General features: G+C 70.8%; 23 protein-coding genes and 1 pseudogene. 6 read left to right on the top strand and 18 right to left on the bottom strand.

The annotated features are described in order from the left end of the window. Positions 1 to 103: 103 nt before the first annotated feature. Together EL266_RS04785 and pelF are read right to left on the bottom strand one after the other, a co-directional pair. On the bottom strand, positions 104 to 1,189 hold the full coding sequence (locus tag EL266_RS04785) for a putative glycoside hydrolase (protein WP_034515043.1): 1,086 nt from the start codon (positions 1,187 to 1,189) through the stop codon (positions 104 to 106). Beyond that, positions 1,186 to 2,880 carry a GT4 family glycosyltransferase PelF gene (pelF, locus tag EL266_RS04780; protein WP_232012118.1) on the bottom strand — a complete coding sequence of 565 codons (1,695 nt, stop codon included), beginning with the start codon at positions 2,878 to 2,880 and terminating at the stop codon, positions 1,186 to 1,188. The genes EL266_RS04785 and pelF overlap by 4 nt, the downstream gene beginning before the upstream one ends. Here pelF and EL266_RS13690 point away from each other — a divergent pair. Continuing rightward, positions 2,868 to 3,029, top strand: a complete 162-nt coding sequence (locus EL266_RS13690; protein WP_232012117.1) for a hypothetical protein — start codon at positions 2,868 to 2,870, stop codon at positions 3,027 to 3,029. The two genes, pelF and EL266_RS13690, sit on opposite strands and share 13 nt — an antisense overlap. Positions 3,030 to 3,671: 642 nt before the next feature. Here EL266_RS13690 and EL266_RS04775 read toward each other — a convergent pair. From EL266_RS04775 to EL266_RS13685, 8 genes are all read right to left on the bottom strand, one after another. Continuing rightward, positions 3,672 to 5,123, bottom strand: coding sequence for a hypothetical protein (locus EL266_RS04775; protein ID WP_026427266.1), 1,452 nt, complete (start codon positions 5,121 to 5,123; stop codon positions 3,672 to 3,674). 332 nt (positions 5,124 to 5,455) lie between these two features. After that, the gene (locus EL266_RS04770; protein ID WP_026427267.1) at positions 5,456 to 8,038 is read right to left on the bottom strand and encodes an ATP-dependent Clp protease ATP-binding subunit; all 2,583 of its coding nucleotides are present in this window, start codon (positions 8,036 to 8,038) and stop codon (positions 5,456 to 5,458) included. Between the two features lie 216 nt (positions 8,039 to 8,254). Continuing rightward, a complete protein-coding gene (locus EL266_RS04765; protein WP_026427268.1) occupies positions 8,255 to 8,887 on the bottom strand; it encodes an O-acetyl-ADP-ribose deacetylase in 633 nt (210 codons plus the stop codon). A gap of 36 nt (positions 8,888 to 8,923) precedes the next feature. Then, a complete protein-coding gene (dtd, locus tag EL266_RS04760) occupies positions 8,924 to 9,376 on the bottom strand; it encodes a D-aminoacyl-tRNA deacylase (protein WP_026427269.1) in 453 nt (150 codons plus the stop codon). Next, positions 9,376 to 9,765 carry a DUF2516 family protein gene (locus EL266_RS04755; protein WP_051281284.1) on the bottom strand — a complete coding sequence of 130 codons (390 nt, stop codon included), beginning with the start codon at positions 9,763 to 9,765 and terminating at the stop codon, positions 9,376 to 9,378. The genes dtd and EL266_RS04755 overlap by 1 nt, the downstream gene beginning before the upstream one ends. Positions 9,766 to 9,883: 118 nt before the next feature. After that, on the bottom strand, positions 9,884 to 10,699 hold the full coding sequence (locus EL266_RS04750) for a response regulator (RefSeq protein ID WP_084500878.1): 816 nt from the start codon (positions 10,697 to 10,699) through the stop codon (positions 9,884 to 9,886). After that, positions 10,696 to 11,940: a sensor histidine kinase gene (locus EL266_RS04745; RefSeq protein WP_051281285.1), complete on the bottom strand. Its 1,245-nt coding sequence runs from the start codon at positions 11,938 to 11,940 to the stop codon at positions 10,696 to 10,698. Before EL266_RS04745 ends, EL266_RS04750 begins: the two co-directional genes overlap by 4 nt. Then, on the bottom strand, positions 11,937 to 13,781 hold the full coding sequence (locus EL266_RS13685) for an ABC transporter ATP-binding protein/permease (protein WP_232012116.1): 1,845 nt from the start codon (positions 13,779 to 13,781) through the stop codon (positions 11,937 to 11,939). Before EL266_RS13685 ends, EL266_RS04745 begins: the two co-directional genes overlap by 4 nt. 551 nt (positions 13,782 to 14,332) lie before the next feature. Here EL266_RS13685 and EL266_RS04730 point away from each other — a divergent pair. From EL266_RS04730 to EL266_RS14040, 4 genes and pseudogenes are all read left to right on the top strand, one after another. Then, positions 14,333 to 14,617 (top strand): transposase, encoded by a 285-nt coding sequence (locus tag EL266_RS04730; protein ID WP_026427393.1) that lies wholly within the window; start codon positions 14,333 to 14,335, stop codon positions 14,615 to 14,617. Next, positions 14,614 to 15,498: an IS3 family transposase gene (locus tag EL266_RS04725; protein WP_026427392.1), complete on the top strand. Its 885-nt coding sequence runs from the start codon at positions 14,614 to 14,616 to the stop codon at positions 15,496 to 15,498. Before EL266_RS04730 ends, EL266_RS04725 begins: the two co-directional genes overlap by 4 nt. Positions 15,499 to 15,615: 117 nt before the next feature. Beyond that, entirely contained in the window at positions 15,616 to 17,214 is a 1,599-nt protein-coding gene (locus EL266_RS04720; protein WP_126412170.1) for a DUF5979 domain-containing protein, read from the top strand. Between the two features lie 227 nt (positions 17,215 to 17,441). Further along, positions 17,442 to 17,633, top strand: a pseudogene (locus tag EL266_RS14040) (IS1380 family transposase); the annotation flags it as partial. 15 nt (positions 17,634 to 17,648) lie between these two features. Here EL266_RS14040 and EL266_RS04710 read toward each other — a convergent pair. After that, positions 17,649 to 17,960, bottom strand: a complete 312-nt coding sequence (locus EL266_RS04710) for a PIN domain-containing protein (protein WP_126412168.1) — start codon at positions 17,958 to 17,960, stop codon at positions 17,649 to 17,651. Between the two features lie 17 nt (positions 17,961 to 17,977). Beyond that, positions 17,978 to 18,475 carry a helix-turn-helix domain-containing protein gene (locus EL266_RS04705; RefSeq protein WP_026427386.1) on the bottom strand — a complete coding sequence of 166 codons (498 nt, stop codon included), beginning with the start codon at positions 18,473 to 18,475 and terminating at the stop codon, positions 17,978 to 17,980. A 208-nt stretch (positions 18,476 to 18,683) separates the two neighbouring features. Here EL266_RS04705 and EL266_RS04700 point away from each other — a divergent pair, with 208 nt between their 5' ends. Further along, positions 18,684 to 18,884 (top strand): Fic family protein, encoded by a 201-nt coding sequence (locus tag EL266_RS04700; protein ID WP_026427387.1) that lies wholly within the window; start codon positions 18,684 to 18,686, stop codon positions 18,882 to 18,884. 144 nt (positions 18,885 to 19,028) lie between these two features. Here EL266_RS04700 and EL266_RS04695 read toward each other — a convergent pair whose 3' ends face one another. The 6 genes from EL266_RS04695 to EL266_RS04670 form a co-directional block, all read right to left on the bottom strand. Further along, positions 19,029 to 19,673: a nitroreductase family protein gene (locus EL266_RS04695; protein WP_232012115.1), complete on the bottom strand. Its 645-nt coding sequence runs from the start codon at positions 19,671 to 19,673 to the stop codon at positions 19,029 to 19,031. A gap of 49 nt (positions 19,674 to 19,722) precedes the next feature. Next, positions 19,723 to 19,986 carry a hypothetical protein gene (locus EL266_RS04690; RefSeq protein WP_126412164.1) on the bottom strand — a complete coding sequence of 88 codons (264 nt, stop codon included), beginning with the start codon at positions 19,984 to 19,986 and terminating at the stop codon, positions 19,723 to 19,725. A 182-nt stretch (positions 19,987 to 20,168) separates the two neighbouring features. Continuing rightward, positions 20,169 to 20,915, bottom strand: coding sequence for a 4'-phosphopantetheinyl transferase family protein (locus EL266_RS04685; RefSeq protein WP_232012114.1), 747 nt, complete (start codon positions 20,913 to 20,915; stop codon positions 20,169 to 20,171). Between the two features lie 9 nt (positions 20,916 to 20,924). Further along, complete coding sequence (gene ygfZ, locus EL266_RS04680; RefSeq protein ID WP_026428089.1) at positions 20,925 to 22,073, bottom strand: CAF17-like 4Fe-4S cluster assembly/insertion protein YgfZ; 1,149 nt, start codon at positions 22,071 to 22,073, stop codon at positions 20,925 to 20,927. Between the two features lie 82 nt (positions 22,074 to 22,155). Next, positions 22,156 to 22,758 (bottom strand): FABP family protein, encoded by a 603-nt coding sequence (locus tag EL266_RS04675; protein WP_084501177.1) that lies wholly within the window; start codon positions 22,756 to 22,758, stop codon positions 22,156 to 22,158. Between the two features lie 141 nt (positions 22,759 to 22,899). Continuing rightward, complete coding sequence (locus EL266_RS04670) at positions 22,900 to 23,871, bottom strand: hypothetical protein (protein WP_232012113.1); 972 nt, start codon at positions 23,869 to 23,871, stop codon at positions 22,900 to 22,902. Positions 23,872 to 23,946: the final 75 nt, after the last annotated feature.

The raw sequence follows: 23,946 nt of genomic DNA, 5'->3' as shown, positions 1-23,946 counted from the left end.
CTCGTCCGGTACGCAGACCCTCGTCGTCGACGCGAACCAGCGCCCCCTTTCGCAGCGCCGCAGCTCCACCCGGCGCAGCCGGGGCCGCACCACCACGCCCGCCTCAGGGGCGCAGGCCGATGAGCCCGTGGTGGCCGGGCAGGACGACGTTGCTGGGCAGGGCCTGGCCGTCGGGTCGGCCATCCGGGCCGGGCAGGACCAGGCCGCTGGGCAGGGTGAGCTCGGCCTGGCGCTGGGGGTCCAGGACAACGGCTGCCACACCGCCCTCGAACTCGCGAGTCCAGGCCCCGGCCTCGCGGCGCGGCCCGGTCAGGGGGGCGCCCAGGTCGGCGTCGAGGGCGGGGAACCAGGGGGTGCGCGAGTAGTCGTCATGGCCGGTGGCCGTGTAGGCCCCCTGCCCGGCGCCGAAGACCCAGAAGGCCGCCAGGCCGTAGAGGCCGTGCGGGGCCTGGGCGCTGCCCCCGTCGGGGGTGCGCACGATGGAGACGCCCGGGCCGCGCAGCTGGTGGATCTGGGCCAGGGCCGTGGGCTCGTCGAAGAGCTGCTCGCCGCCCCAGCCCAGCCAGCACTCGTCGAAGCCCCCGCCCCAGGCGGCGTGACGCTCCCAGCGCCCCGGCTCGCGGCGGGCCTCGGCGATATTGGGCACGAGGATCTTGCCGACTCCGGCCAGCCCAGCCCCGACCTGCGCGACGAATCCGTCCAGGACTCGGCGCAGCTCAGCCGCCGAGCCCACCTCCTCCAGGGGGAAGGACAGCCCGTAGTAGTCATCGAAGACGTCGTTGTCGGACATGATCCCGTCGAAGGCCGTGCCCTCGATGTCCTGGCAGACCTGCTCCACCCAGCGGGCGCGGTAGCCCTCATCCCAGACGCGGGCCTGGAAATGCCCGGGATAGGTCGACCACTCCACCAGCGAGCCGTCGCCTCGCCGGGCCAGCCAGTCGCGGCGGGTCAGCTCGGCGTGAGTCAGCCCGGAGGCGCAGCGCTCGGGGGGCTCGAAGTCGCGGGCCGAGGACAGGCACCGGTAGGCCAGCACCGTCATATCGGGCCGCGCGTCCTTGATGCGGGCTGCCGCCTCGGCCTCCCAGGGCTGGAGGATGGCCGCCCGGTAGTGCTGTATCGCGAAGTCGATCTCCGCGGGCTCCAGGGGGTCTCCGTACCGGATCCAGGCTCCGACTCCGCTCACGCTCACGCTCCGCTCCCGGCACCGCCCTGCCGGTAGATCTTGTTGTAGGCGGCATTGACCTTGTCCAGGTTGTAGGCGGCCTCCACGCGGCCGCGCGCTGCCAGGCTCAGGCGCTCGTAGAGGTCGATGTCCTCGATGATCCGCTGAACCTCGTCGGCCATCACCGTGGGATCGCCCGGCTCGATGATGGTGCCGCACGGGCCCCACACGGTTCCGTCCTCGGCCACGATCTCATCCTCGACCACTGAGCGCACGGCGCCGACGTCGGTGCTGACCGTGGGGATGCCCGCCCCCATCGTCTCCAGGGAGACCACGGGCAGGCCCTCGTTGTAGGAGGGCAGGACGAACAGGTCGAAGGTGGGCAGCAGCTCGCGGACCTTGACGGTTCCCCGGATCGTGATGACCGATTCCAGTCCCAGCTCGAAGATCCGGTTGAGGCACTTCTCGAAGTACTCGGGGAAGTGCTCGGTGGGGCCGCACACATCGAGGTGGATCTTCAGGCCCCGGTCCACCAGGATCTTGATGGACTCGATCATGTCCAGAAGACCCTTTATGGGGACGACACGAGCAATGTAGACCAGGTTCCACAGGTGGTTGTCCGTGCCCTCCTCTCGGATCGCCCGAACTGCTGCCATGCGCGCCGCGTAGGACGCATCGAATTCCTTGGTGACGATCCCATTGGGGATGACGACGGCGCGGCTGGCGTCCCCGCCCAGCTCGGTGGCCTCGGTGATGGCCCGGGGGTAGAGGTAGGTGGTCTGGTAGGCGTAGGGGTAGCACAGGCGCCCCATCTCCAGCCACCAGGCCATCCACATGCGCTCACGCCCGGGGACGTCGAAGGTGCGGTAGTCCCCCAGGGTGATGTTGAGGTCCATGCGCCGATCCAGCAGCGTGTTGACGGTGTCGCGCACGTAGAGGTTGTGCTCGGTCAGCAGGAACTTGGTGCCGTGCAGGCGCGAGGCGGCCACGGACAGCAGGGAGGCGTAGCCGGTGGTGTGCGCGTGGTAGACGGCCGCCCGGGGCATGGGCTCGGAGAGCACGGCGTAGGCCAGGGAGAAGAAGTCCCGCAGGCACCAGAAGACCTCGGACATGGACATGCCCAGGTCGGGCATGAGCTCGCGGTAGGCCTCCATGAACTCCTGGGTGCCCAGGATCGCCCAGACCGGGAAGCGCCGACTGCCGCCGGCCAGGCCCTCGGTGATGATGTCCCACAGGGGCTCGGTGCGGCCCTCCTGGGCCAGGGCGAGCAGGGAGCGCACCAGGCGGTAGGACAGCTCGCGCCGCTTTCGCCTGCCCATGCGCAGGTCGCGGGGGCGGGCCTTGAGGAAGTCCTCCTCATGCTCGACCATCGACAGGTAGAGGACCCGCACCCACGAGACGTTCTCGGGCATGTTGTAGAGGTCCTTGCTGGGGGCCTTGGAGTCCCAGGTGATGTGGATGATCCCGAAGCTCAGCTCGGGGTTTCCGGTGATGATGTCGTGGACGACGGCGGAGACCCCGCCCTTGAGATAGGGGTAGGTGGACTCCATGACGATGGCAACGTCGACATCCGGGTAGACGCCGTCAGTGGGCACACCATCGGGCCAGGAGTCCGCGGTGGCGGAGGCGGTGGAGCCTGCCGCCGGCGCCTCGCCACGGGTATGCGGGGTCGAGCCTGCGGTGGAGGGGGCCGCGGAGGGTGCCGATGAGGGCAGCACCGCGGGAACGGGCCCAGCAGGAGCCGGCGAGCCAGCGGGCGCCACCGCAGGAACGGGCCCAGCGGGAGCAGGCCCAGCAGGAGCCGGCGAGCCAGCCGGCGCCACCACGGGAACAGGCCCAGCAGGAGCAGGCCCAGCGGGAGCGGTGATCGGGGCCGGCGCCCCTGGTGCAGCACCCGGCGCCCCAGGCGCAGCACCCGTCTCCCCTGGGGAGGCGCCCGGCAGCGCCGCAGGCGCGACCGGCGCGGGCAGCGGGTCAGGAACCACGGCCGGACTGCTCGCGGGCCGCGGTCCGGGCATGGCGGGCTGCGGCCCGCCGGGGGCCATCTCCGGAGCGCTCGGCGCGATCAGCAGATCAGACGACCCTGCCGGCATGCCCGATGCCCCCGCGGGGGCCGTCCTGGCCGGAGGAGCGCTCAGCGCCTCGGCCACGACTGCGCCCGCGGGCACGGCAGGCACGGCAGGCGCCTGCGCTGCCCGCGTCATGGACGCGGCTCGGCCGGCCGACGTCGTCGGAGCGGCCTGCGCGGCTGGGGCAGCCGGCGCTGTCGGTGCTGTCGGTGCCACGGGGGTCGCCGGAGTCGCAGGCGTCTGCGGGATGGCCGACCCATCGGGTGGCGCAGCAGGCACGGCGGGCGCAGCCGGCCGCGCCTGGCTCGTGGCCGGCGGCGTGCCCGGCGGAGCCGACGTACCCGCAGCGCGTCCGGTCCGAGGCGGCATGGGCGCATATCCGCCAGCCGGAGCGGAGTAGACCGACGGGAGTGCCTTGAGCCTTTTGCGCATGGAGGAACTCACCAGGACATCGCCTTTCCCCAGAAGAAGGAGTACTCGGGAGCGGCCCAGCGCCGCCGGTAGAGCACGAGCCCCACCAGGCACAGGACCAGATCGACCCCCGCCAGAGGCAGGTAGGCGTCGGCGCTGCCATGACTCAGGATGAGCGCCGCAGACACGGCGACGTGGATGCCCGAGAGCAGCATCGCCGATGTCTGATCACCAATATGGTCGATCTCGTAGGCCAGCAGCGTCAATACGGAGAAAAGGAGAGAGGAGACACCCACCGTCAGGATGACGAGCGTCTGCTCGGGCATGACCAGGGCCACCACCACCACGCAGATGAGCAGGCCTCCCACGCCCACCGCCACGGCCCGCCCCAGGCTGGCATCGAGCATGCGGCGCAGCACCTGCCCCCTGGCGCGCAGCCGATCCATGTCCTCCTCATCCAGGAGCGCCTGGAAGACGGCGACCTCAGTGTTGACGCGCGGGGAGGTCACCGCGAAGTAGTAGCAGTAGGCCACCACGGCGGGCTGGAGGCCCAGGTAGACCACGGCAACCTCGAAGTCCTTGCCGGCGGCCAGGAACAGGAAGAGCTTGTCCGACCACAGCACCCCGCCCAGGATGAGGCCGCGGGCCATGTCCTGGACGAGCACCCCGGCGGGTGCCGAGCTGGGCCGCAGGATCGCCGCGAGGGGCCGGCCCATGGCCAGCATCTGGCTGGCCGCCCCCAGGACAGGAGGCAGGATCCACCAGGCGGGCACCACCAGCAGGGCCAGGGCGTAGACGAGCCACCCCATGGCCCACAGTCTGCGGTGGCCGGAGATGTCGGCCACGATCAGGGACTGGATGAAGACCACGTGGGCCAGGAGCAGGCAGACGTGGGCGCTGAGGGCGCCCAGCCCCCATCCGGTCACCGTCGCCACCGCCAGGACCACCATGAGGGTCGGCAGCAGCGCCCACAGGAAGAGCACCGGCCACAGCGAGCAGTACTTGCGCATCACCGGCCCAGGGCCGCGCCCCAGCGTGTCCCCCAGCAGGCGGTAGACCGGGTTGCCGGCGACCTGGCTGATCCACGGCACCGCCACCGAGACGCTGAGGATGATGCTCTGCAGGGGGACGCCGTCGATGGAGCGCTCGGCGATGCGCCCGGCCACGACCGGGAAGGTCAGTCCCAGCAGGATGGCGGGGGACATGGCCAGCAGCATGGTGGCCGCCCACCCCCGCCTGGCGCCACGGGCCATGACGCCCTGGCGCAGGGCGCTGGTGGGCGGTGCGGTGACCAGTCCCAGGGTGATGAAGACGATCACTGTCAGGGCGCCGACGGTGGCCGGGGGCGGCCACTGGGCCCATGCCAGGACCCCGGCGACCAGGCACGCCACCCCGAGCGCCGCGACCCCGTTGTAGGTGCGCAGCGCGGGGCGCCTGAACCGGGAGATGTGGCGGGGTTCGTATCTGACTGCTTGGCTCATGGGGCTTTCTTGGCAAGAAAGCGCGAATGCCGCCGGATCGCACCGGCATCCGCGGACTGGTCGATCATGACAGGTGGCGACGAGGTGTCACGGTACTGTAACGGCCGCAGGCCCTCGCCCGCGGTGAGGAGGGCAACAATGCGAGCCACCCCACGATCATCGCGGCATCAATCACCACCGGGGCCACAGCCCGCAGGCGCATCAATCCGCACGACGGCGCACCATCGTGCCGGTTCACATCACGAGGGGGCCGCTCGCCAGGATCCTGGCGAGCGGCCCCCTCAACGATGGAGAGCCGACCTGGTGATGGGGCCCGGGTCAGTGCGACCCGGTCAGTGCGACCCGGAGTCGGGGGCGGGGGCCGCGCCGCCCTCGGAGCCGGCACCGGGCGCCGGGGCGCCCACGGCCTCGGAGACGATCTCCTCGGCCTCGCGCACGGCGGCCTCCTCGGCCACCCCCGGGCTCCAGGGCTCACCGCGGAAGATGAACTCCCCGAGGATCGACTCGCCCTGGGCGTCGACGACGACCTTCTGGCCGCGCTCGATCTCCCCGAAGAGGATCTTCTCGCTCAGGGCGTCCTCGATGTCGCGCTGGATGGCGCGGCGCAGCGGGCGGGCCCCGAGCACCGGGTCGAAGCCGCGCTCGGCCAACAGGTCCTTGGCCGCCTCGGTCAACTCGATGGCCATCTCCTGCTCGGCCAGGCGGCCGGCCAGGCGGGCGATCATGAGGTCGACGATCTGGCGCACCTCCTCCTTGGTCAACTGCGGGAAGACGATGAGGTCGTCAACGCGGTTGAGGAACTCGGGGCGGAACTGCTGCTTGAGCTCGCGGTTGACGTGGGCCTTCATCTCCTCGTAGTCCATGGCCCCCGAGTCGGTGGACTGGAAGCCGGTGGCCACCGCCTTGCCGATGTCCTTGGAGCCCAGGTTGGTGGTCATGATGATGACGGTGTTCTTGAAGTCCACCTCGCGGCCCTGGGCATCGGAGAGGTGCCCGTCCTCCAGGATCTGGAGCAGGGAGTTGAAGATGTCGGGGTGGGCCTTCTCCACCTCGTCGAAGAGCACCACGGAGAAGGGCCGACGGCGCACCTTCTCGGTGAGCTGACCGCCCTCGTCGTAGCCGACGTAGCCGGGAGGCGCCCCGAAGAGCCGCGAGACCGTGTGCTTCTCGGCGAACTCGGACATGTCGAGCTGGATGAGGGCGTCCTCGTCGTCGAAGAGGAACTCCGCCAGGGCCTTGGCCAGCTCGGTCTTGCCCACGCCGGTGGGGCCGGCGAAGATGAAGGAGCCGCCGGGGCGCTTGGGGTCCTTCAGCCCGGCCCGGGTGCGCCTGATCGACTTCGACAGGGCCTCGATGGCCTTGTTCTGGCCGATGATGCGCTTGTGGAGCTCGGTCTCCATGTTGAGGAGCTTGGCGGACTCGGCCTCGGTGAGCTTGACCACCGGGATCCCGGTGGACATGGCCAGCACCTCGGCGATGAGGTTCTCATCGACCTCGGCCACCTGGTCCAGGTCGCCGGACTTCCAGGCCTTCTCCTTGGTCGCGCGCTCCTCGCCCAGGCGGCGCTCGTCGTCGCGCAGGGCGGCGGCGCGCTCGAAGTCCTGGTCGTCGATGGCCGACTCCTTCTCCCGCTTGACCTCGGCGATCTTCTCGTCGATGTCCCGCAGCTCCTGGGGAGCCGTCATGCGGCGGATGCGCAGGCGGGCGCCGGCCTCATCGACCAGGTCGATGGCCTTGTCCGGCAGGAAGCGGTCGTTGATGTAGCGGTCGGCGAGCTTGGCGGCGGCCTCGATGGCGTCGTCGGTGATGACCACGCGGTGGAAGGCCTCGTAGCGGTCGCGCAGACCGGTGAGGATCGAGACGGTCTCCTCGATGGAGGGCTGCTCGACGGTCACCGGCTGGAAGCGCCGCTCCAGGGCGGCGTCCTTCTCGATCTTGCGGTACTCCTCCAGGGTGGTGGCCCCGATGGTCTGGAGCTCCCCGCGGGCCAGCATGGGCTTGAGGATGGAGGCGGCGTCCACCGCGCCCTCGGCCGCGCCGGCGCCCACCAGGGTGTGGATCTCGTCGATGAACAGGACGATGTCGCCCCGGGTGCGCACCTCCTTGAGGACCTTCTTGAGGCGCTCCTCGAAGTCACCGCGGTAGCGCGAACCGGCCACGAGGCTGCCCATGTCCAGGGAGTAGAGCTGCTTGTCGCGCAGGGTCTCGGGGACGTCGCCGTGGACGATGGCCTGGCTCAGGCCCTCGACGACGGCGGTCTTGCCCACGCCGGGCTCACCGATGAGGACGGGGTTGTTCTTGGTGCGCCGCGAGAGGATCTGCATGACCCTCTCCATCTCCTTGTGGCGCCCGATCACCGGGTCCAGCTTGCCCTCGCGGGCGGCGGCCGTCAGGTTGCGGCCGAACTGGTCGAGGATGGCGCTGCCCGAGGGCGTGCCCTCCTTGGAGGGGCCCCCGGCGTTGACGGTCTCCTTGCCCTCGTAGCCCGAGAGCATCTGCATGACGGTCTGGCGCACGCTGGACAGGTCCCCGCCCAGGTTGGTCAGCACCTGGGCCGCCGTGCCCTCGCCCTCGCGCAGCAGGCCCAGCAGCAGGTGCTCGGTGCCGATGTAGTTGTGGCCCAGCTGCAGGGCCTCGCGCATGGACAGCTCGAAGACCTTCTTGCCCCGGGGGGTGAAGGGGATGTGGCCGGTGGGGGCCGACTGCCCCTCGCCGATGATCTCCACGACCTGGGCGCGCACGGCGTCCAGGGAGATGTCCAGGGACTCCAGCGCCTTGGCGGCCACCCCCTCGCCCTCGTGGATGAGGCCGAGAAGGAGGTGCTCAGTGCCGATGTAGTTGTGGTTGAGGGCGCGCGCCTCATCCTGGGCGAGCACGACGACGCGACGGGCGCGGTCGGTAAAGCGTTCGAACATCTAGTGATTCCTCCTCGGCACGTGCTCTGGCGCACCGCTGACTACCCACGGGCTGCAGGATCGGGCGGCGCAGCGCCGTGGGTGAGGGTGGCGCTGGGCACGTGCTGACTAGGCTAACCAGAGGGGCCCACCGCCCATGCCCCTGTTCGCGGTAGGCGTGAGTCAAGGTTGAGCCGACCCGACTCAGGTACCAGGAGGCTCCCTACTCCCGGCCGCTCAGGAGGCCAGGGCCTCCTCGAAGACGGCCAGAAGCGGCTCGGAGAAGAGCACGAAGCGGATGAGCCTCAGGCCCTGCGGCGTCCCCGGCGTCCCCGGCGTCCCCGGCGCCCCGCTGCTCTCCCCGCGCGCCGGGCCGGCCGCGGCCTGAACCGGGTCGACGCCGCACACGCTCATCCCGCAGGCCGTGTCCGCCCGGGCGGCGCAGGCGCGGGCGGCCTCCACGGCGATGCGGGCCACCTCCCGGCCCTCCCATCCGTAGACCCCGGCCGACACCGCGGGAATGGCCACGCTGGCGCAGCCCAGCTCCTCAGCGGTCTCCAGGCTGGAGTCGAAGGCCGAGCGCAGCAGGGCCGGGTCGGTCTGGCCCGCGTGACGATTGGGGCCCACGGTGTGGATCACCCAGGCGGCGGGCAGGTCGAATCCCGGCGTGGCCACGGCCGAGCCCACCGCCAGGCCGTCGGGCAGGCTCGTGTCCCGCAGGTGGCGGCAGGCCTCCAGCAGGCCCGGGCCCGCCGCCCGGTGGATGGCGCCGTCGACCCCTCCCCCGCCCAGCAGCGAGGAGTTGGCGGCGTTGACGATCGCGTCCACCCGCTGGGCCGTGATGTCCCCTTGGACCGCCTCAATGATCATTGGGTCTCTCCTCTCATGTCCTCCCACGACGGGTCCTCAGGCCTCGACCAGGATCGTCACCGGCCCGTCGGCGAGCATGTCGATCTCCATATGCGCCCCGAAGCTCCCAGTGGCCACCTCCAGGCCGCGAGCGCGCAGCGCCTCGACCACCGCCGCCACCAGGGGCTCGGCCACCGGCCCGGGGGCCGCCTTGTTCCAGGAGGGGCGCCGGCCCTTGCGCACATCGGCGTAGAGCGTGAACTGGGAGACCACGAGAACCGGGGCGCCCAGGTCGGTCACGGAGCGCTCCGACCCTGGGGCGCCGTTACCGCCGGGCTCATCGAAGAGCCTCAGCTCGGCGATCTTGCGGGCGATGGTGGCCACCTGCTCGGGGCCGTCGTCGTGCGTGGCGCCCACCAGGGCCAGCAGGCCCGGGCCATCGATGGAGCCCACCACCTCGCCGTCGACGCGCACGGCCGCGCGGGTGACCCGCTGCAGGACGGCGCGCATCAGCGGCCCGGGCGCCAGTCGCGCGGACCCGAGTGGGGTCGCCGCTGGGAGGCCCGCCCCGGGATGCGGATGGTCGAGCGGACCTTGACCGGGGCGTAGAAGCGCAGGGCGGGGCGCACGTCGGCCAGGTAGACGGCGTTGGCAACAACGCCCAGCAGGCCGATCATGGAGGCGGCCCCCATGAGGAGGACAACAGCGATGCCCGCGGCATTGACTCCCACCCAGAAGCCCTTGGTGCGCTTGCCCGCCGCCGCGTAGTGCTCAGGGGCGCGCAGGGCGGCGTCGATGAGCGCCCAGGCGCCCATCACCACGGCTGTGACCTGGACGGCGAACCAGGCCCAGGTCACAGCCTTATCAAGGACATGGGCGATCAGAGTCAGCGCTTCCACGCCCCCAGGCTACCGGGCGCAGCGCCCCTGGCGGCAGGCCCATCCCCACGCCCAGCGAGAACAGGGCGGGCCGGCTCGCCGCGCCCCCGATCGGCGCCGGGACCCGGCCCTGGCCGCCTCAGCCCAGGTCGAGCAGTCCGCGGCGCAGGGCCTCGGTGACGGCGGCGGTGCGCGTGTCCACGCCGAGCTTGCCGTAGGCGCGCAGCAGGTGGGTCTTGACGGTGGCCTCGGTGATGTACAGCTCCTGGCCGATCCGGGCGTTGGGCAGGCCCCGCGCCACTGCGGCCAGCACCTCGCGCTCGCGCGGGGAGAGGGTCACCGGGCCGGTGGGCCCGCCGCGCCCCCGATCGGCGCCGGCGACCGCTCCCCCTGCGCCCCTGGCCGCCCCGACCAGTCGGGTGGTGATGGCCGGGCTCAGGGCGCTGTGGCCTGCGGCGGCCGATCGCACGGCGGCCAGGATGTCCTCGCGCGGGGAGTCCTTGAGCAGGTAGCCGATGGCTCCGGCCTCGACGGCGCGCAGGATGTCGCCGTCGGTGTCGTAGGTGGTCAGCACCACCACGCGCGGGGCCGGCGAGGCGGCGAGGATCCGGCGCGTGGCCTCCACGCCGTCGAGCACGGGCATGCGCAGGTCCATGAGGACCACATCGGGGCCGAGCTCGGCGGTGAGCTCGATGGCCTGCTGGCCGTCCTGGGCCTGGCCGACGACGAGGAGGTCGGCGCTCCCGGAGAGCATGTCGACGATCCCGGAGCGCACGACGGGGTGGTCGTCCACGACCAGGAGCCGCACCGGCCCGCTGTCCGCCGCCCCGTCCTGGCCGCCGGTCTGGGGCCCCTGGGGCGGGGGCGCGGCAGGCGGGGCGGTGGGAGGCGGGATGTCGGGGGATGCAGGGGATGCGGGGGATGCGGGCGCCGCGGTGGGCTCGGCTGGGCTCATAGCGGCATTCTCGCCTCAAGGATGGTCCCGGTGCGGCCCTGGGCGTCGGGGGCGTGGAGGGGGTCCACCGTCAGGCTTCCTCCCAGGGACTCCAGGCGAGCCCTCATCCCGCTCAGGCCCGTGCCCTCCGGGGCGCTGCGGGTGCCGCGGCCCTCATCCCGCACGGAGATGATGATCTCGCCGGCCTCGGCCTGCGCGCTGACCCGCGCCCTGGTGGCGCCTGAATGGCGCACCACGTTGCTCAGCGCCTCCTGGACCGTGCGCAGCACCACCACCTGGCTGGTCACGGGCAGGTCCTCGGGCAAGCTGGTGTCCATGGCGACCTTCAGTCCGTGCCTGTGCTGCTGGCCGGCCAGGCGGGTCAGGGCCGCGCCGAGCCCGGCATCGTGCAGGGCGCTGGGAGCCTGCCCGGCCACGAGGGCGCGCGCCTCGCTGAGGTTCTCGCGGGCGATCTCCTCGATCTGGGCCAGCCGCTCCTGCGCCGCCTGGCAGCCCTTGGGCCGGGGTTCCGCGCCTGCCGCGTCTGCCGCGCCGGAGGCCGCCAGCCCCGCCTGGGCGACCTGCGCCAGGGTGATGACCGAGACGAAGCCCTGGGCGAGGGTGTCGTGGACCTCCCGGGCCCAGCGCTCGTGCTCGGCGGCTCTCCCGGCGGCCCGCTCGGCGGCGGCCAGCTCCTCCTGCACGGCGACCAGGGCGGCCATGGCCTCCTGCTTGTCCGCCAGCGCCCGGACCGCCTGGGCGCGGGTGACCACCACCCGCAGGATCCACACGCCCATGAACAGGGAGAATCCGGTGGAGATCAGGGCGGTGAGGAGCCAGTCGGCATCATGCCCGATCCACCCGACCACGGCGATGCCCGCGCCGAAGAGCAGCGTGGCCCTCACCCCCGCCCTGAAGGTGCCGTGGGCGATCCACAGCAGGGGGAAGACGAGGAAGAAGAGCCCGAATGCCTGGGAGGTCCGCCACAGCAGGACCAGGTTGAGGCAGGCGAGCGTCCAGACCAGGATGCGCCCGGTCCACCGGGGCGGCTCGACCCATTCCAGCGCCGCACGGACCCTGGGCGAGGACATGAGGCGCATGAGTGTCCCGACGTCCTCGGCGATGGCCGGCGGGCCCTGCCCCGCGGTGCCCGCGCTGGGGCCGAGTCCGCCTCCCAGTGCGACCCCGCCCCGGGATGGGGCCGGGCCCGCCGTGGCCTCGGGCTGCGGCGTCGTCGGGATGACGGGCTCCAGGGGGCTCATCGGTCCACCGTATCGCGGCGAGTGATGACCACGGCGGCCACGATCCCGGCCACCAGCCAGGCGGACACGATCGCCAGCCCCTTGCCGGTCTCCCAGGCGCCGGTGGGCTCGGCCATGGCGAAGGTGGAGGGCAGGAGCGCCTCGCGCATGAGCTCGGCGGACCAGCGCACCGGCAGCACCGAGAAGGTGTGGACCATCCAGTCGGGCAGTTGGGACAGGGGGAAGAAGATCCCCGAGACGAACTGCAGCATGATGACCACCGGGGTGATGAGGCCCGAGGCGGAGCGGGCCGTGGGGCTCATTCGGCCGATGGCCAGTCCCAGGGCGGTGCAGGTGGCGATCATGAGCAGGCCCGTGCCCGCGAGCAGGCCCCAGGCGCGGGCGGTGGTGGGCAGGTCGATGTCCAGGCCGTAGCGGGCCACGAGGATGAGCATGGCGGTGTTGGCCAGGGCGAGGATCGTGTTCGAGGCGCATTTGCTGGCCACGTGCACCCAGGCCGGGGTGGGGAGGCCGGCCAGCCTCCGCAGGGCCCCGTCCTCGCGCTCGGTGGCCACCGCGATGGTGAGGTGCTGCAGGCAGGTGGTCATGATGCCGGTGGTGATCATGGCCGGCAGGAGGTACTCGGCGTAGGACACCGAGGGGGCGATGTCATCGGGGAAGACCGCGTTGAAGATGCCCAGCATGAACAGGGGGTAGAAGAACTGCATGGCCAGGCTGATGGGCTCGCGGAAGAAGGTGAGCAGGCTTGTGCGGGTCAGGGTGGCGACGACGGCCAGCGCACGGGAGGGGCGCGGGGCGGGGCGGGCGGTGCGGGCCGCGCTCGGCCGCTGGGCGGGGTGATGCGCCCGCGCGGGCCCCGGGTCCTGGGGTCTGGCGGCGGTGGGACCGGCGGGGTCGGCAGGGTGGGCGGGGTCGGTAGAAGTCTCCCCGGCCGGGCCGGTGTGCTGGGCGACGAGCGCCAGGTAGTGGTCCTCCAGGGTGGGAGTGGAGACCTCCAGGCCATCGATCTCGCCCTCGGCCTGCTGGGCGAGCAGGTCGCGCACGACGGCGGTGGGAGTGGTGGTGCTCAACTGGCGCTGCCGGCCCTGCTCGATCCAGCGCACGGTCCGCTCGGCGCCGGCCTGGAGGGCGAGCTGCTCGGGGGTGCCGTGGGTGACGACGCGCCCGCCCAGGATGATGGCGACCTCGTCGGCCAGGTGGGCGGCCTCATCGAGGTAGTGGGTGGTCAGCAGGACGGTAGTGCCGTCGTCGCGCAGGTCCTCCACGAGCGTCCAGAACTCGCGGCGCGCCTCCGGGTCGAAGCCGGTGGTGGGCTCGTCGAGGAAGAGCAGCTCGGGGCGGCCGATGATGGCCAGGGCGACGTCGAGGCGGCGCCTGCGCCCACCGGAGAGGCGGGAGGACCGGGTCCGGGCGTCGTCGGCCAGGCCGACGCGCTCGATGGTCTCGGTGACGCTGGCGGGCTCGGCGAAGAAGCGGGAGACGTGGGTGACGGCCTCGGTGACGGTGAGGTCGGCCAGGTCGGTGGAGGCCTGGGAGACGATGCCCAGGCGGGAGCGCCAGGCGCGGGAGGCGTGGCGGGGGTCCTCGCCCAGGACGGTCACCGTGCCCGAATCGGGGCGGCGCAGGCCCTGGAGGATCTCCACGGTGGTGGTCTTGCCGGCGCCGTTGGGGCCCAGGAGGGCCAGGACGCTGCCGGCGGGGACGGTCAGGTCCAGGCCGTCCAGCACCTGCTTGGATCCGTAGGACTTGGTCAGTGAGTGCAGGGCGATGGCTGGAGTCGCCGGGGAAGCCGGGGCAGTCCGGTCGGCCGGAGCGGCGGTGGTGGTCAGTGCATTGGTCATGCCGCAAGTCTTGGGACTGTGCCAATGCCGCGGTAGCGACTGCATGGGCGACGCGAGCGTCCACCGGATGGTGGACACCGTCCCCGCGGCCACCGCCCAGCGAGAAACGGCGAACGGCCGGCACGTCCAACGAGCGGGGCGAGTGGAACTTCTCGGACAGGAGAGATTCTCGTCTTCCTTTGATCCGATCGGATGGAGCCATGTCAAGGGCGAGGTCCCGGGATGAGTTCAGGTCCGGTGATGCACGAGGTGATCGGGCGAGGAAATCGGGCGAGAGAACCGCCTGGAGTGCTGGGTGCTCTCATGCCGAGAGCTCGACATGAATCCAGTTATTCGGGCGCTGTGAACTACCGGGCGGCTAACACAGGAGGGGCGCTTGAGAGGCGTGACCGTTTTGCGTCTGATTCGTGACCCGGGGGCAGGGCGCGGGATGGGGATTGGTGGGTAGCCTGGCTAGTGGCGTGCTTCCCCAGCGCGCTGCGACTGGGGTGAGTGGTGTTTCTCGGACAGGGGAGGATTTTCATCCTCCTTTGATTCGATAGGATGGAGCCATGTCAAGGGCAAAGTACTCTGATGAGTTCAAGGAACAAGTGGTGCGCGAGGTGATCGAGAAGGAACGGTCGATCGCGTCGGTGGCCGCTTCCTACGAGTTGGTGCCCCAGACGGTGGGCAACTGGGTCGCGAAGCACAGGAAGGAGCACGGCAGCGCTGAGGAAAGAGAAGCGGTTGCCGAAGCCGAGGAGGTAGCCCGCCTGAGGAAACAGGTCCGCGAGCTGCAGCAGGAGAACGAGTTCCTGAAAAAAGCGGCGGCCTTCTTCGCGAAGGAACAGCGGTGAGTCACAAGTATGCGCTCATCAATCGCGAGGAAGGCAACTACCCGATCGTCTCGATGTGCCGGTGGTCGAAGGTCTCCCGTTCGGGCTACTACTCCTGGCGGGACCGGCCACAATCGGCGACCTCAATGAGAAGGGAAGAGCTGACGGCCCTGATCAAGGCCGAGTTCGAGGCCTCGGACGGCACCTACGGGTACCGCAGGATTACCGCCCGTCTGGGGCGCAGAGGCGTGGTGGCGCACCATGACACCGTGCGCTCCATCATGCGCGAGCGCGGCCTGGTGGCCGCTCAGCCTCGCCGAAGGACTCGCACCACCACCCCGGCGGCCGACCTGAAGGAGTGGCCAGACCTGGTGGAGCGCGACTTCACCGCCACGGCGCCAGGAACCAAGTGGGTCGGGGACATCACCTATATCCGCACCTGGGTGGGATTCGTCTACCTGGCCACCGTCCTGGACTGCGCCACGAAGAAGGTCGTGGGCTATGCGATGGCTGATCACATGCGCACTGAGCTTGTCTGCCAGGCTATTGATATGGCGGTGCGCAACTGCCCGCCGGTGACAGGAACGACGATCTTTCACTCCGACCGGGGGTCGCAGTACACCTGTCAGAAATTCGCTGAGCACCTGGGCGCCTATGGTATTCGCTTGTCGGTGGGCAGGACCGGGGTGTGCTGGGACAATGCGTGGGCGGAGTCCTTCAATGCCACGCTCAAGAATGAGAGGGTGCACCGGATGGTGTATCCCACACGGGGCAAGGCCATGAATGATATTGCCTCATGGATCGAGCTGGTCTACAATCACACCCGGCTGCATTCTTCTCTGGGATATCGCACTCCTAACGAGGTGGAGCGCGAGCTCCTGGACCACAAGAAGGCAGCCTGACCAACACAACACACAGTCCGAAAAACACCCAGCAGTCCAGACTCCCTCCGCCAGCGCCTCGTGGCTGCGTGCGTGATGCGGCGTTGCGTTGTTGTTGACTTGTTGAATGGAGCATCGATGCGAGGTCTGCCCGCATTCATCACAGGGCGCGCACACCGTGGCCGGGACCGGAGCGGTGGTTCGCGCCGCCGTGGCGCGCTGTTCGCCGCCCTCCTGGTCATCGCCGCCCTCATCCCGGCGGGGCGCCCGCCGGCCATGGCCCAGGACGTTGCGGGCATCACCGTGCAGGCCTCCCCTGTTGTGTTCAGTTGGGTTTCCGTGCCCAATCAGACTGAGACCTTCATGAACTCCAATCCAACCTTCACGTACACCTACAAGTGTTACAGCCCAGCCGGGACCGCCTTTGCGGAGGGGACCGTGACCCTGAAGGGCCGCGAGGAGACCCGTCTCGAATTCCCCACTGGCGACGCGGGAACCGACTACTGCATGTTCTGGGTTGAGAAGGACGAAGACGCGCACGTGCCAGGATTCACGTTCCAGAGCTCAACGCCGTACAAGGGCGTTCTCACGACCGATCCGACAAGGAAGGTCTACCTGTCCACCTACTACAACGTCATTCCGGGCGATTTCACGGTGTCGAAGGTCGTGACCGGCGAGCCTCCGAGTGAGTGGCTGAAGACCTATAAGCAGTACCGGTTCACCTATACCTGCACGACCGATGCCGGCGCGGTGCAGAAGGGCCTGGTCTGGGTTCAGAACGGGAAGTCGGTCAAGACGTCCGTCGTTGCAAGCGACTGCGTGATCAAGGAGGCGGATGTGGACTCCGACTTCCTGAACGCTGATGTGACCACGACCTATTCGGTCAATGGTGGCGCGTCGACCAGTGAGCCGCCGACGGTGAGGGCGACGCGCGGTGATGGGGGGAACCCGACTGTGACGGTGAATAACCACTATGCCGAGCTTCGCGGTGACTTCGCCGTGGTCAAGACGGTGACAGGGGCTGATGCGGGTGATCGGGAGTTCGTGTTCACCTACACGTGCACCGACCCTGACGAGACCTCGGGCTCGATGAGGGTCCGCGCGGACGGGCAGCCCGTCAACGCCGGGTTCTCACTGCCGAAGGACACCACCTGCACGATCGTCGAGCAGCGCGAGGGAACCGAGATCGAGGGCTACACGCTCTCCAAGCTCGGCCAGGCCACGGTGACGATCACGGCGGGCGCCACGGCCCGCGCCGAGATCGAGAACACCTACACGCCCGCTCCCGCCCCCGAGCCCAGCCCGGAGCCCACCCCGTCCGCGACCACGCAGGCCCCCAACCCCGAGCCCAGCCCTACGGCCACCACCGAGGCACCCAACCCCGAGCCCAACCCGGAGCCCACCGCCACGGCCACCACCGAGGCCCCCAGCCCGGAGCCGAACCCGTCAGCTACCACGCAGGCCCCCAACCCGGAGCCCATTCCCTCGGCCACCACGCAGGCCCCCGCTCCCGCGCCCAGCCCCTCGGCGGATGGGAATGCGACGGCACCGTCGTCGGCTCCTGCGCCCGCCGGCTCGGCGAGTGCTGGTGCGCCCTCAGCGGGCAGCGGTAGCGCCAAGGACCGCCCGGCACTGGCGCGCACCGGAACCAGCCCCGTTGTTCCCGCCCTCCTGGGCAGTGGGACCGTCCTGGTAGGCCTGGCGCTGCTGCGGGCCCACTCCCGCCGGCGGAACTGAGACCGCCTCAGAGGCACTGAGACGCGCGCCATGACATGATGCGGAGGGCTGCCCCACAAGGCAGCCCTCCGCATCACGCTCCCCACAGCAGGAACCGGCATGCCCGGACCTTATTCGGCGACCTAGCCTCGGGTTTTCGTTGTTGGGGTGGTGCGGTAGGGGTGAAGGCTACAGCAGGCTTGTATCCACGGGCGGGAGCCCGGGCTGGTGAGGTCAATGCGGTGGAGCGGGCCGTGGCCCGGGCCCGGGTGTGGAAGTTGGCCGGCAGGCACGCCCCGGGGGCGGGCGCCTCGGCGGCCCGGCCCCAGGTGATCGATATTGATGCCACCCTGGTCAATGTCCACTCCGACAAGGAGGGCGCGGCCCCAACCTTCAAGAAGGGCTATGGCCTCCACCCGCTGACGGCATGGCTACCACATGCACAGGCGCTCCGCTCAATCGCACATGATGGCGGCCGCGACGACGTGACGGTCGTCTGGATCGGGCAGACTGATGGCTGGTTCCAGCGCCTCCCAGCCGGTCACTGAGGCGTCACTGAAGGCGGCGTCCATGGCAGCGGCTCGGCGTTGGATGGCGTCGATGGGCAGCTGGGGATGAACCTGTTCGATCGCGTGGACTGTCTCGGCGATGATCCGAGTGCTCCACAAGGGGCGGTAGAGGCCGTCTTCGGCGAGCCTGAGGAGAGTGTCAGCAAGCGTCACTGGGACGAGCACGCAGGCGTCCAGCATCGCTGAGAAGCGGGTCATGTCGGCGCGTCGTCCCGTCAGCCCTTGCGGGCCTGTCGCAGGGCGGCTGTGTAGTCCGTTGCGGTGGTGTCGTACAGGCCAGCCTCGACCGCCTCGCGAGTCATGGCGTCCAAGGCGTCGCTGCGCTCCTGGGCGGACTGGCGCTGGTACTCGACGACGTCAACGAGCCGGACCCGGCGGTGCCTGCCTCCTGTGGGGCGCTCGAAGGGGATTCGACCGGATTCCAAGAGCTTGACAAGGGTGGGGCGACTGATGCCGAGGAAATCCGCGGCCTCCTGGGTCGTCAGCATCTGGTCGACGGGCGCGACGGTGATCGCTCGGCCCTGCGACATGGCGCGGACGACGTCACTGAGGACCTGGTAAGCCTCCAATGGGAGGCCGACGGTCTGACCGTCGGGCCCGAGAAGCGCGGCCGGCTCTGTCACCTGGTCCAGGAAGTGGGACAGGTCGAGCATGGGCTCGAGGTCCTCAGGGGGCAGGGTCGTCGAGTGCGTCATCGTGGTCGTAGCGCTCATGACACACACAGTAACCAAGAAATCGAAAAAACTGAAAGCCCGTGAGGTGTGTGTTCGCCGACAGCCAGGTCGGCGGCGCGGGCTCCACTTGGGCATGTGACCAGCCGAGCATTCCGTCCCGGGGCCGGGCCAGGATGCCTGCGCAACTGTCACCCTTGGAGCCGACCGCGATGTCCTGGCACCTGTCCCAGGGGCTGGGGCGCAGCTGATGGAGGTACTCGGCATCGTCAATCAGACCCGTGCCCTCAACCGTCATGTACAGCCGCTGCTGGACGCCGGGTCGCTGGAGCGGACGATCCCGGACAAGCCAACCAGCCGCCTCCAGCGCTACCGGCTCACCGACGCCGGACGCGACTGCCTCGACAGCAACAGCCAACGTGATCCTGCTGATCGGGATGATGACAAGTAGGTCGCATGCCCCGTGCCCTTCCCTTCCGTAGGGAGCCTCCGGAGAGTGTCGGCGAGCGTCACTGGGACGAGCACGCAGGCGTCCAGCATCGCTGAGAAGCGGGTCATGCGGCAGGGGCGTGCGCCCGCCGAGAGGCAGGACTGGTCAAGAGGCCCAGCGGAAGTTGTCGCGGCCGGCGCCGACCTCGAAGAAGTACTTGACGATGCCGCGGTCCTGGCCCGCGTAGTCGCCCTCCTCGCAGGTGATCATCACCTCGCCGTCCCTGCCGGCCAGGGTGAAGGCCTGCTTGCCGAAGGCGGTCGGCGCGAGCAGTGCCGCCTCGACCCCCTGAGTGAACCACGCTGGGGGCTCGCCCTCGTAGGAGGCGACCTCCTCGGGGCGCTTGGAGTCGTGCGCGGTGCCCTGGGTGGCGCCGTAACCGAGGGCGACGACGGCGACCACCCGCCCCGTGGCGCCACTGGCCCTGGCGGCTGCTCTCTTGGAGAAGGTCCCGCCGACCCACCACGTGTTGAGCCCGAGCTCCTGCGCGGCGAGCATGAGGCCAGCGCCGGCGTGACCGAGTCGCTCGTCGAGGTCAGGCGTGTCCGGGCCGGCCATGACCAGGCAGTTGCGCACGCTACGGGCTCGCACCGTGCCCCACAGCGGTCCGAAGACGCGCGCGCTGCCGGCCAGCAGGTGGATATCCGTGCCGTGAGAGGCGTTGGCCTCCTCGACGCGGGCCAGCAGGGCAGCGGCGAGGTCGTCGAGGGGAGTATCAAGGTACTGGCGCACCACGTGCCGGGTACGCATGGCGTCGGTGATGGGCATGAGAAACCACTCCGTCTATTGCGTACGCCGATCATACGGCGTGGCGGGGGCCGGGGAGAAGCAGTGCGGCCGGCGGCTGCCCCTCCTCCGGTCGCGAGCGCACCTCATCCTGGTCGACGAGGAGAACCCGGATCGTGCCGGTAAAGTGAAGAGGCTCGTCGAGGATAAGGCTAGCGGCGTCCTGACCAAGGTCCCGGTTCCTGGAATCGAGGGGAGGTCCGAGAGACCCACGCCTCCTGAAGCCGTCGGCATGATCGATAAAGCCATCGACTCCTTCAACGACGCGCGCCGCCATCGAGCACACCATCGCAGTACTGAAGAAATCGCGGATCCTATCCACCGGCTACCGCCACCGCCTGGCATATCTCCCCAACATCATCACCCTGATCACCAAACTCGAACTCTACAGAACAGGCTGGTAACCCCCACATGAATAACACCATTAGTTCCCCCGCCCTCTCAGCCCTCCGACCCCATTCAGGATCGGTCCCAGCCGCCGGCGGGGACCGTCAGCGCGGCGACCAGCAGGCCGTCCTTGGCCAACCATCGTCCGCCCAGGAGCCTGCGGCTCGTCCCCCTCCTGCTCACCAGAGCCGAGAACCGGCCGTCAGCGCTGATGGCGACCTCAGCGTCGCTGAAGTCGAGCCACCCTCCCTCGCGCGGGAACCAGGCCTTGAACACGCATTCCTTGATGCTGAACAGCAGGCGGTCGAAGGCAACGCCAGGGCACCGGGCGGCCAGATCCGCACAGGCACGGCACTCCCCCTGTGAGGCCACCTCATCGAGCAGTCCGGGAGGAAGGCCGTCATTGGGCTCAGCGTCGATGCCGATGGAGTCCATGTCCGCGCGCCGGGCCACGGCGGCGGCGCGGTATCCCTGGCAGTGGGTCATCGAGCCGACAACCCCGGCCGGCCACACCGGCTCGCCATGCGGACCGGGAACCTGCACGGGGCGCTCATGCCCCAGTTCGCCCAGTGCCTGCGCGGCGCACCAGCGCACAGTGGTGAACTCCGCGCGCCTGCGCTCGACGGCCCTGGCCACAGCCTCGCGCTCGGCCCGGGCCAGGGGGAGGTCGCGGTCCGTCGTCGTCTCGACCACAGCAACCGACGGCGGCAGCAGCGACCGCAGCCACTGCTCCTGCGGGCTCACGCCTCCACCGAGGTCGTGATGGCTGCTCATCTCAGCGCCGGGACGCCCCGTGGATGCCTCGGTCTCCCGTTGCATGGGCGCCCCTCAGCGCAGTAGGCCGGTGCGCAGCTCGGCTCCCGGGCGCTGGGCGGGGCTGGCCTGGGCCCGACCCTCGGGGGAGACCAACGGCTCCTGGGCGGCGTCCACGCGCCCCGCCCCCTCGGGCAGCTCCACGGTCAGCTGCTCGGACAGGGGGACGGCCCGACGCAGCAGGGCCAGCGCCATGGGACCCAGCTCGTGGTGGCGCACCACGGAGGTCACCGTCCCCACGCCCCGCTCCCCCAGGCGCACGACGGCCCCGGGGACGGGCATCTCCCCGCCCAGGCCGTCGAGCTGGAGGATGGTCAGGCGCCGCGGGGGCCGGCCCAGGTTGAGGGTGCGGGCGATGGTCTCCTGGCCCGGGTAGCAGCCCTTGGTCAGGTGAACGGCGGTGCGCAGCCAGTCCAGCTCGTGGGGGATGGCCCGCTCGTCGGCCTCCCGAGCGCGGCGGGGCCGGCCGGCCTCGACGCGCAGCGCCTCCCAGGCCAACGATCCCGCCAGGGACCCGCCCTGGGCCAGGAGGGCGTCAAGGACCCCGTCCACGGCGTCGACCGGCAGGAGGACCATTCCCGCCCGGTAGTCGGCCCCCGGGTGGGTGAAGGCCTCCAGGCCCGCGTCATAGCTGGTGCCGCCGGCCACCACGCCGGGCCAGGGGTCGCGCCATGTGCCCGCGTGGGCCCCCGCGCTCCTGGCCGCCTCCTCCAGGGCCTCCAGCCCCGGCCCCAGCGCCCCCAGGACGGCGAGGCCCTCATCCAGGCCCACCTCGACGCGCAGCATGAAGCGCATCCGCTCCAGGAAAGCGACCAGATCACCGCCCGAGCCGGCCTCGGTCACCAGGAGCAGGCGCTCGCCGTCGTCCAGGGCGGCCAGGGCGTGGGTGATGCGGCCGTTGGCGTCCAGCAGGAGGGCCTCCGCTCCGCCGTCGCCGGGGGCCAGGCCGGTCAGGGACTGGCTGGACAGGGTGGTCAGCCAGCTCAGGCGGTCCGGCCCGGTGACCGCGACGACGTCGCGGGCCAGGGGACTCGCGGCCTGTCCCCGGGCGAGGGCGGCCTGCTCGCGCAGGGGGTCGCCGAGGTGGGCCGGCACGGCGGCGTCCGGGTCCCCCTCGGGGTTGGCGACGGCGCCGGGGCGCCCCAGCAGCGGTGAGGTGCGCATGCGTGCTCCCTTCTGGTCTGGTCTCTGGTCGATCTCGTCCGGCTCGTCCGGGCCGGTCTCGCAGCGAGTCCCAGCCGGCCCCTCACTCATCCTCGACCCGGCCCAGGCGGCCCGAGGCGTAGGTGCTCAGGTCCTCCACGCCGAAGGCCGCCATGTCCTGGGTCCACATGAGGTCCCCGCCCACCAGGCCGAACATCCGGGTCATCTCGGTGACCGGCGCGGAGCTGCGGGTGCGGCCCACGGCCTGCGTGCCCACCTGGGCGCGCGGCCCCTGGATCCAGCCCTCCCAGACGCCCACATGCCCGGCGGGGTCGGCGGAGATGAGCTCCAGGCTCGTGACGGGGGTGGTCGTGTCGGCGTCGTCGGCATCGGGGGCCTCCTGGCCCACGGGGCGCCAGTAGGCGGTCTCGGTGGACCAGATCTGGGCGGGGGTGAGCAGGTCGGCGCCGGTCAGCCCCGGCATCTCGAAGTCCAGGTTCTGGCTGCGGGTGGCGTCCACGGTCCAGATGGTGGTGCGCTGGCGCAGGTAGGGGCCGTCGTCGTGGTCGAAGACCATCTCCTGGTAGACGGCCTGCTCGGGGATGGCCTCCCCGTAGGTGAGGATGCCGTAGCCGCGCCAGGCTCCTACCAGCCATGCCAGGGGGTAGAGCTCGGGGGGCAGGTCGTCAGGGAAGGTGAATGCCATGGGGGCAGCCTACGGGCCCGGGCTGGGCCCGGTCAGCACCCGCCCCGGCCCGCCCCCGGGCTCAGGGCGCCGCCGGACGCCGCCCGCGGGGCGCCCTGCTCGGGCACCGACTGCTACCGACTGCCGCGTGCGCCGAGGATCCTAGCCGGCGATGAAGCTGCCCATGAGCCGGGCGATGGCGTAGACGGGGATGCCCACGGCGAGAATCGGCACCAGGGCTGAGGCCACCGCCGCCCTGCCGCCCGGCACCCAGCGGTGGGTCCACAGGATGCGGTTGCCGGCCGCCATGAGCACGCCGGCCACGAAGCCCACGATGAGGCAGGCCGCGGCGCTCTGAGCGGCGGCGGCGGTCCCCATATGCGCCGGGCCGAAGAACCCTCCCGAGGCCAGCACCCCTCCGGCGATGCCGGCCACCAGGGCCGGCACGGTGACGGTCAGCAGCTCCAGCGCGGTGGCCCGCATCTCCAGGACGGACAGCAGCGCCCCGACGAACAGCGCCAGGCAGGTCGGCACGATGACAGCCGGGTCGGCCAGCCCCGACTCCAGGGCGCACCAGGCGGCTCCCGAGATCACCGTGAGGCATCCGGTGACGGTGGAGGAGACGTCCTCGACCAGGCCGGGCCTGCCGTCGCGGCGCGCCATCTGGGCCAGGAAGGTGGCGATGATGGACAGGGCCATGACGATCCCCGCCGCCCCCAGGTCATGCAGGACGAAGACCAGACCGGCGGCCGCCCAGCCGGCCAGGGTCATGACAATGGAGGCGCCGCGGTCGTGGCGGGCGCGCAGCAGCGCCGGCCAGCCCTGGGCGGCGGCCGGGATGAGCACCATCAGGAGGACCAGGCGCACCCAGTCCGGAAGGGCGGCGCCCACGGCCAGGAGCACCGGGACCAGGCCGGCCACGGCCAGGCGGGTCCAGGCGGGGTCGGCGGCGCCCGGCTCCACCGGCACGGCGTCGGGGGGCAGCTCGGGGCCCAGCTCGATGGTACGCCCCATGGGCTCGGGGGCCGGCGCCGCGTCCTGGTCGTCTGGGCGCGCGCCGGTCGGGGCGGCGCCGGTCGATGCGGCGCGCCGGGAGGAGGCGGCCGATCGGGAGGGTCGTTTGCGGGTGCTCACAAGCAGCATCGTTCCATACCCGGTGAGCGGCGATGTGGTTGACTTGCTCCCAGCCGCGCCGCCGCCGCCCTCGGG

Origin of the sequence: Actinomyces slackii (assembly GCF_900637295.1) — a bacterium.
In the GTDB taxonomy this organism is placed as follows: domain Bacteria; phylum Actinomycetota; class Actinomycetes; order Actinomycetales; family Actinomycetaceae; genus Actinomyces; species Actinomyces slackii.
Note: the sequence above shows the minus strand (reverse complement) of the source record. Positions and strands in the feature narration are given on the sequence as shown.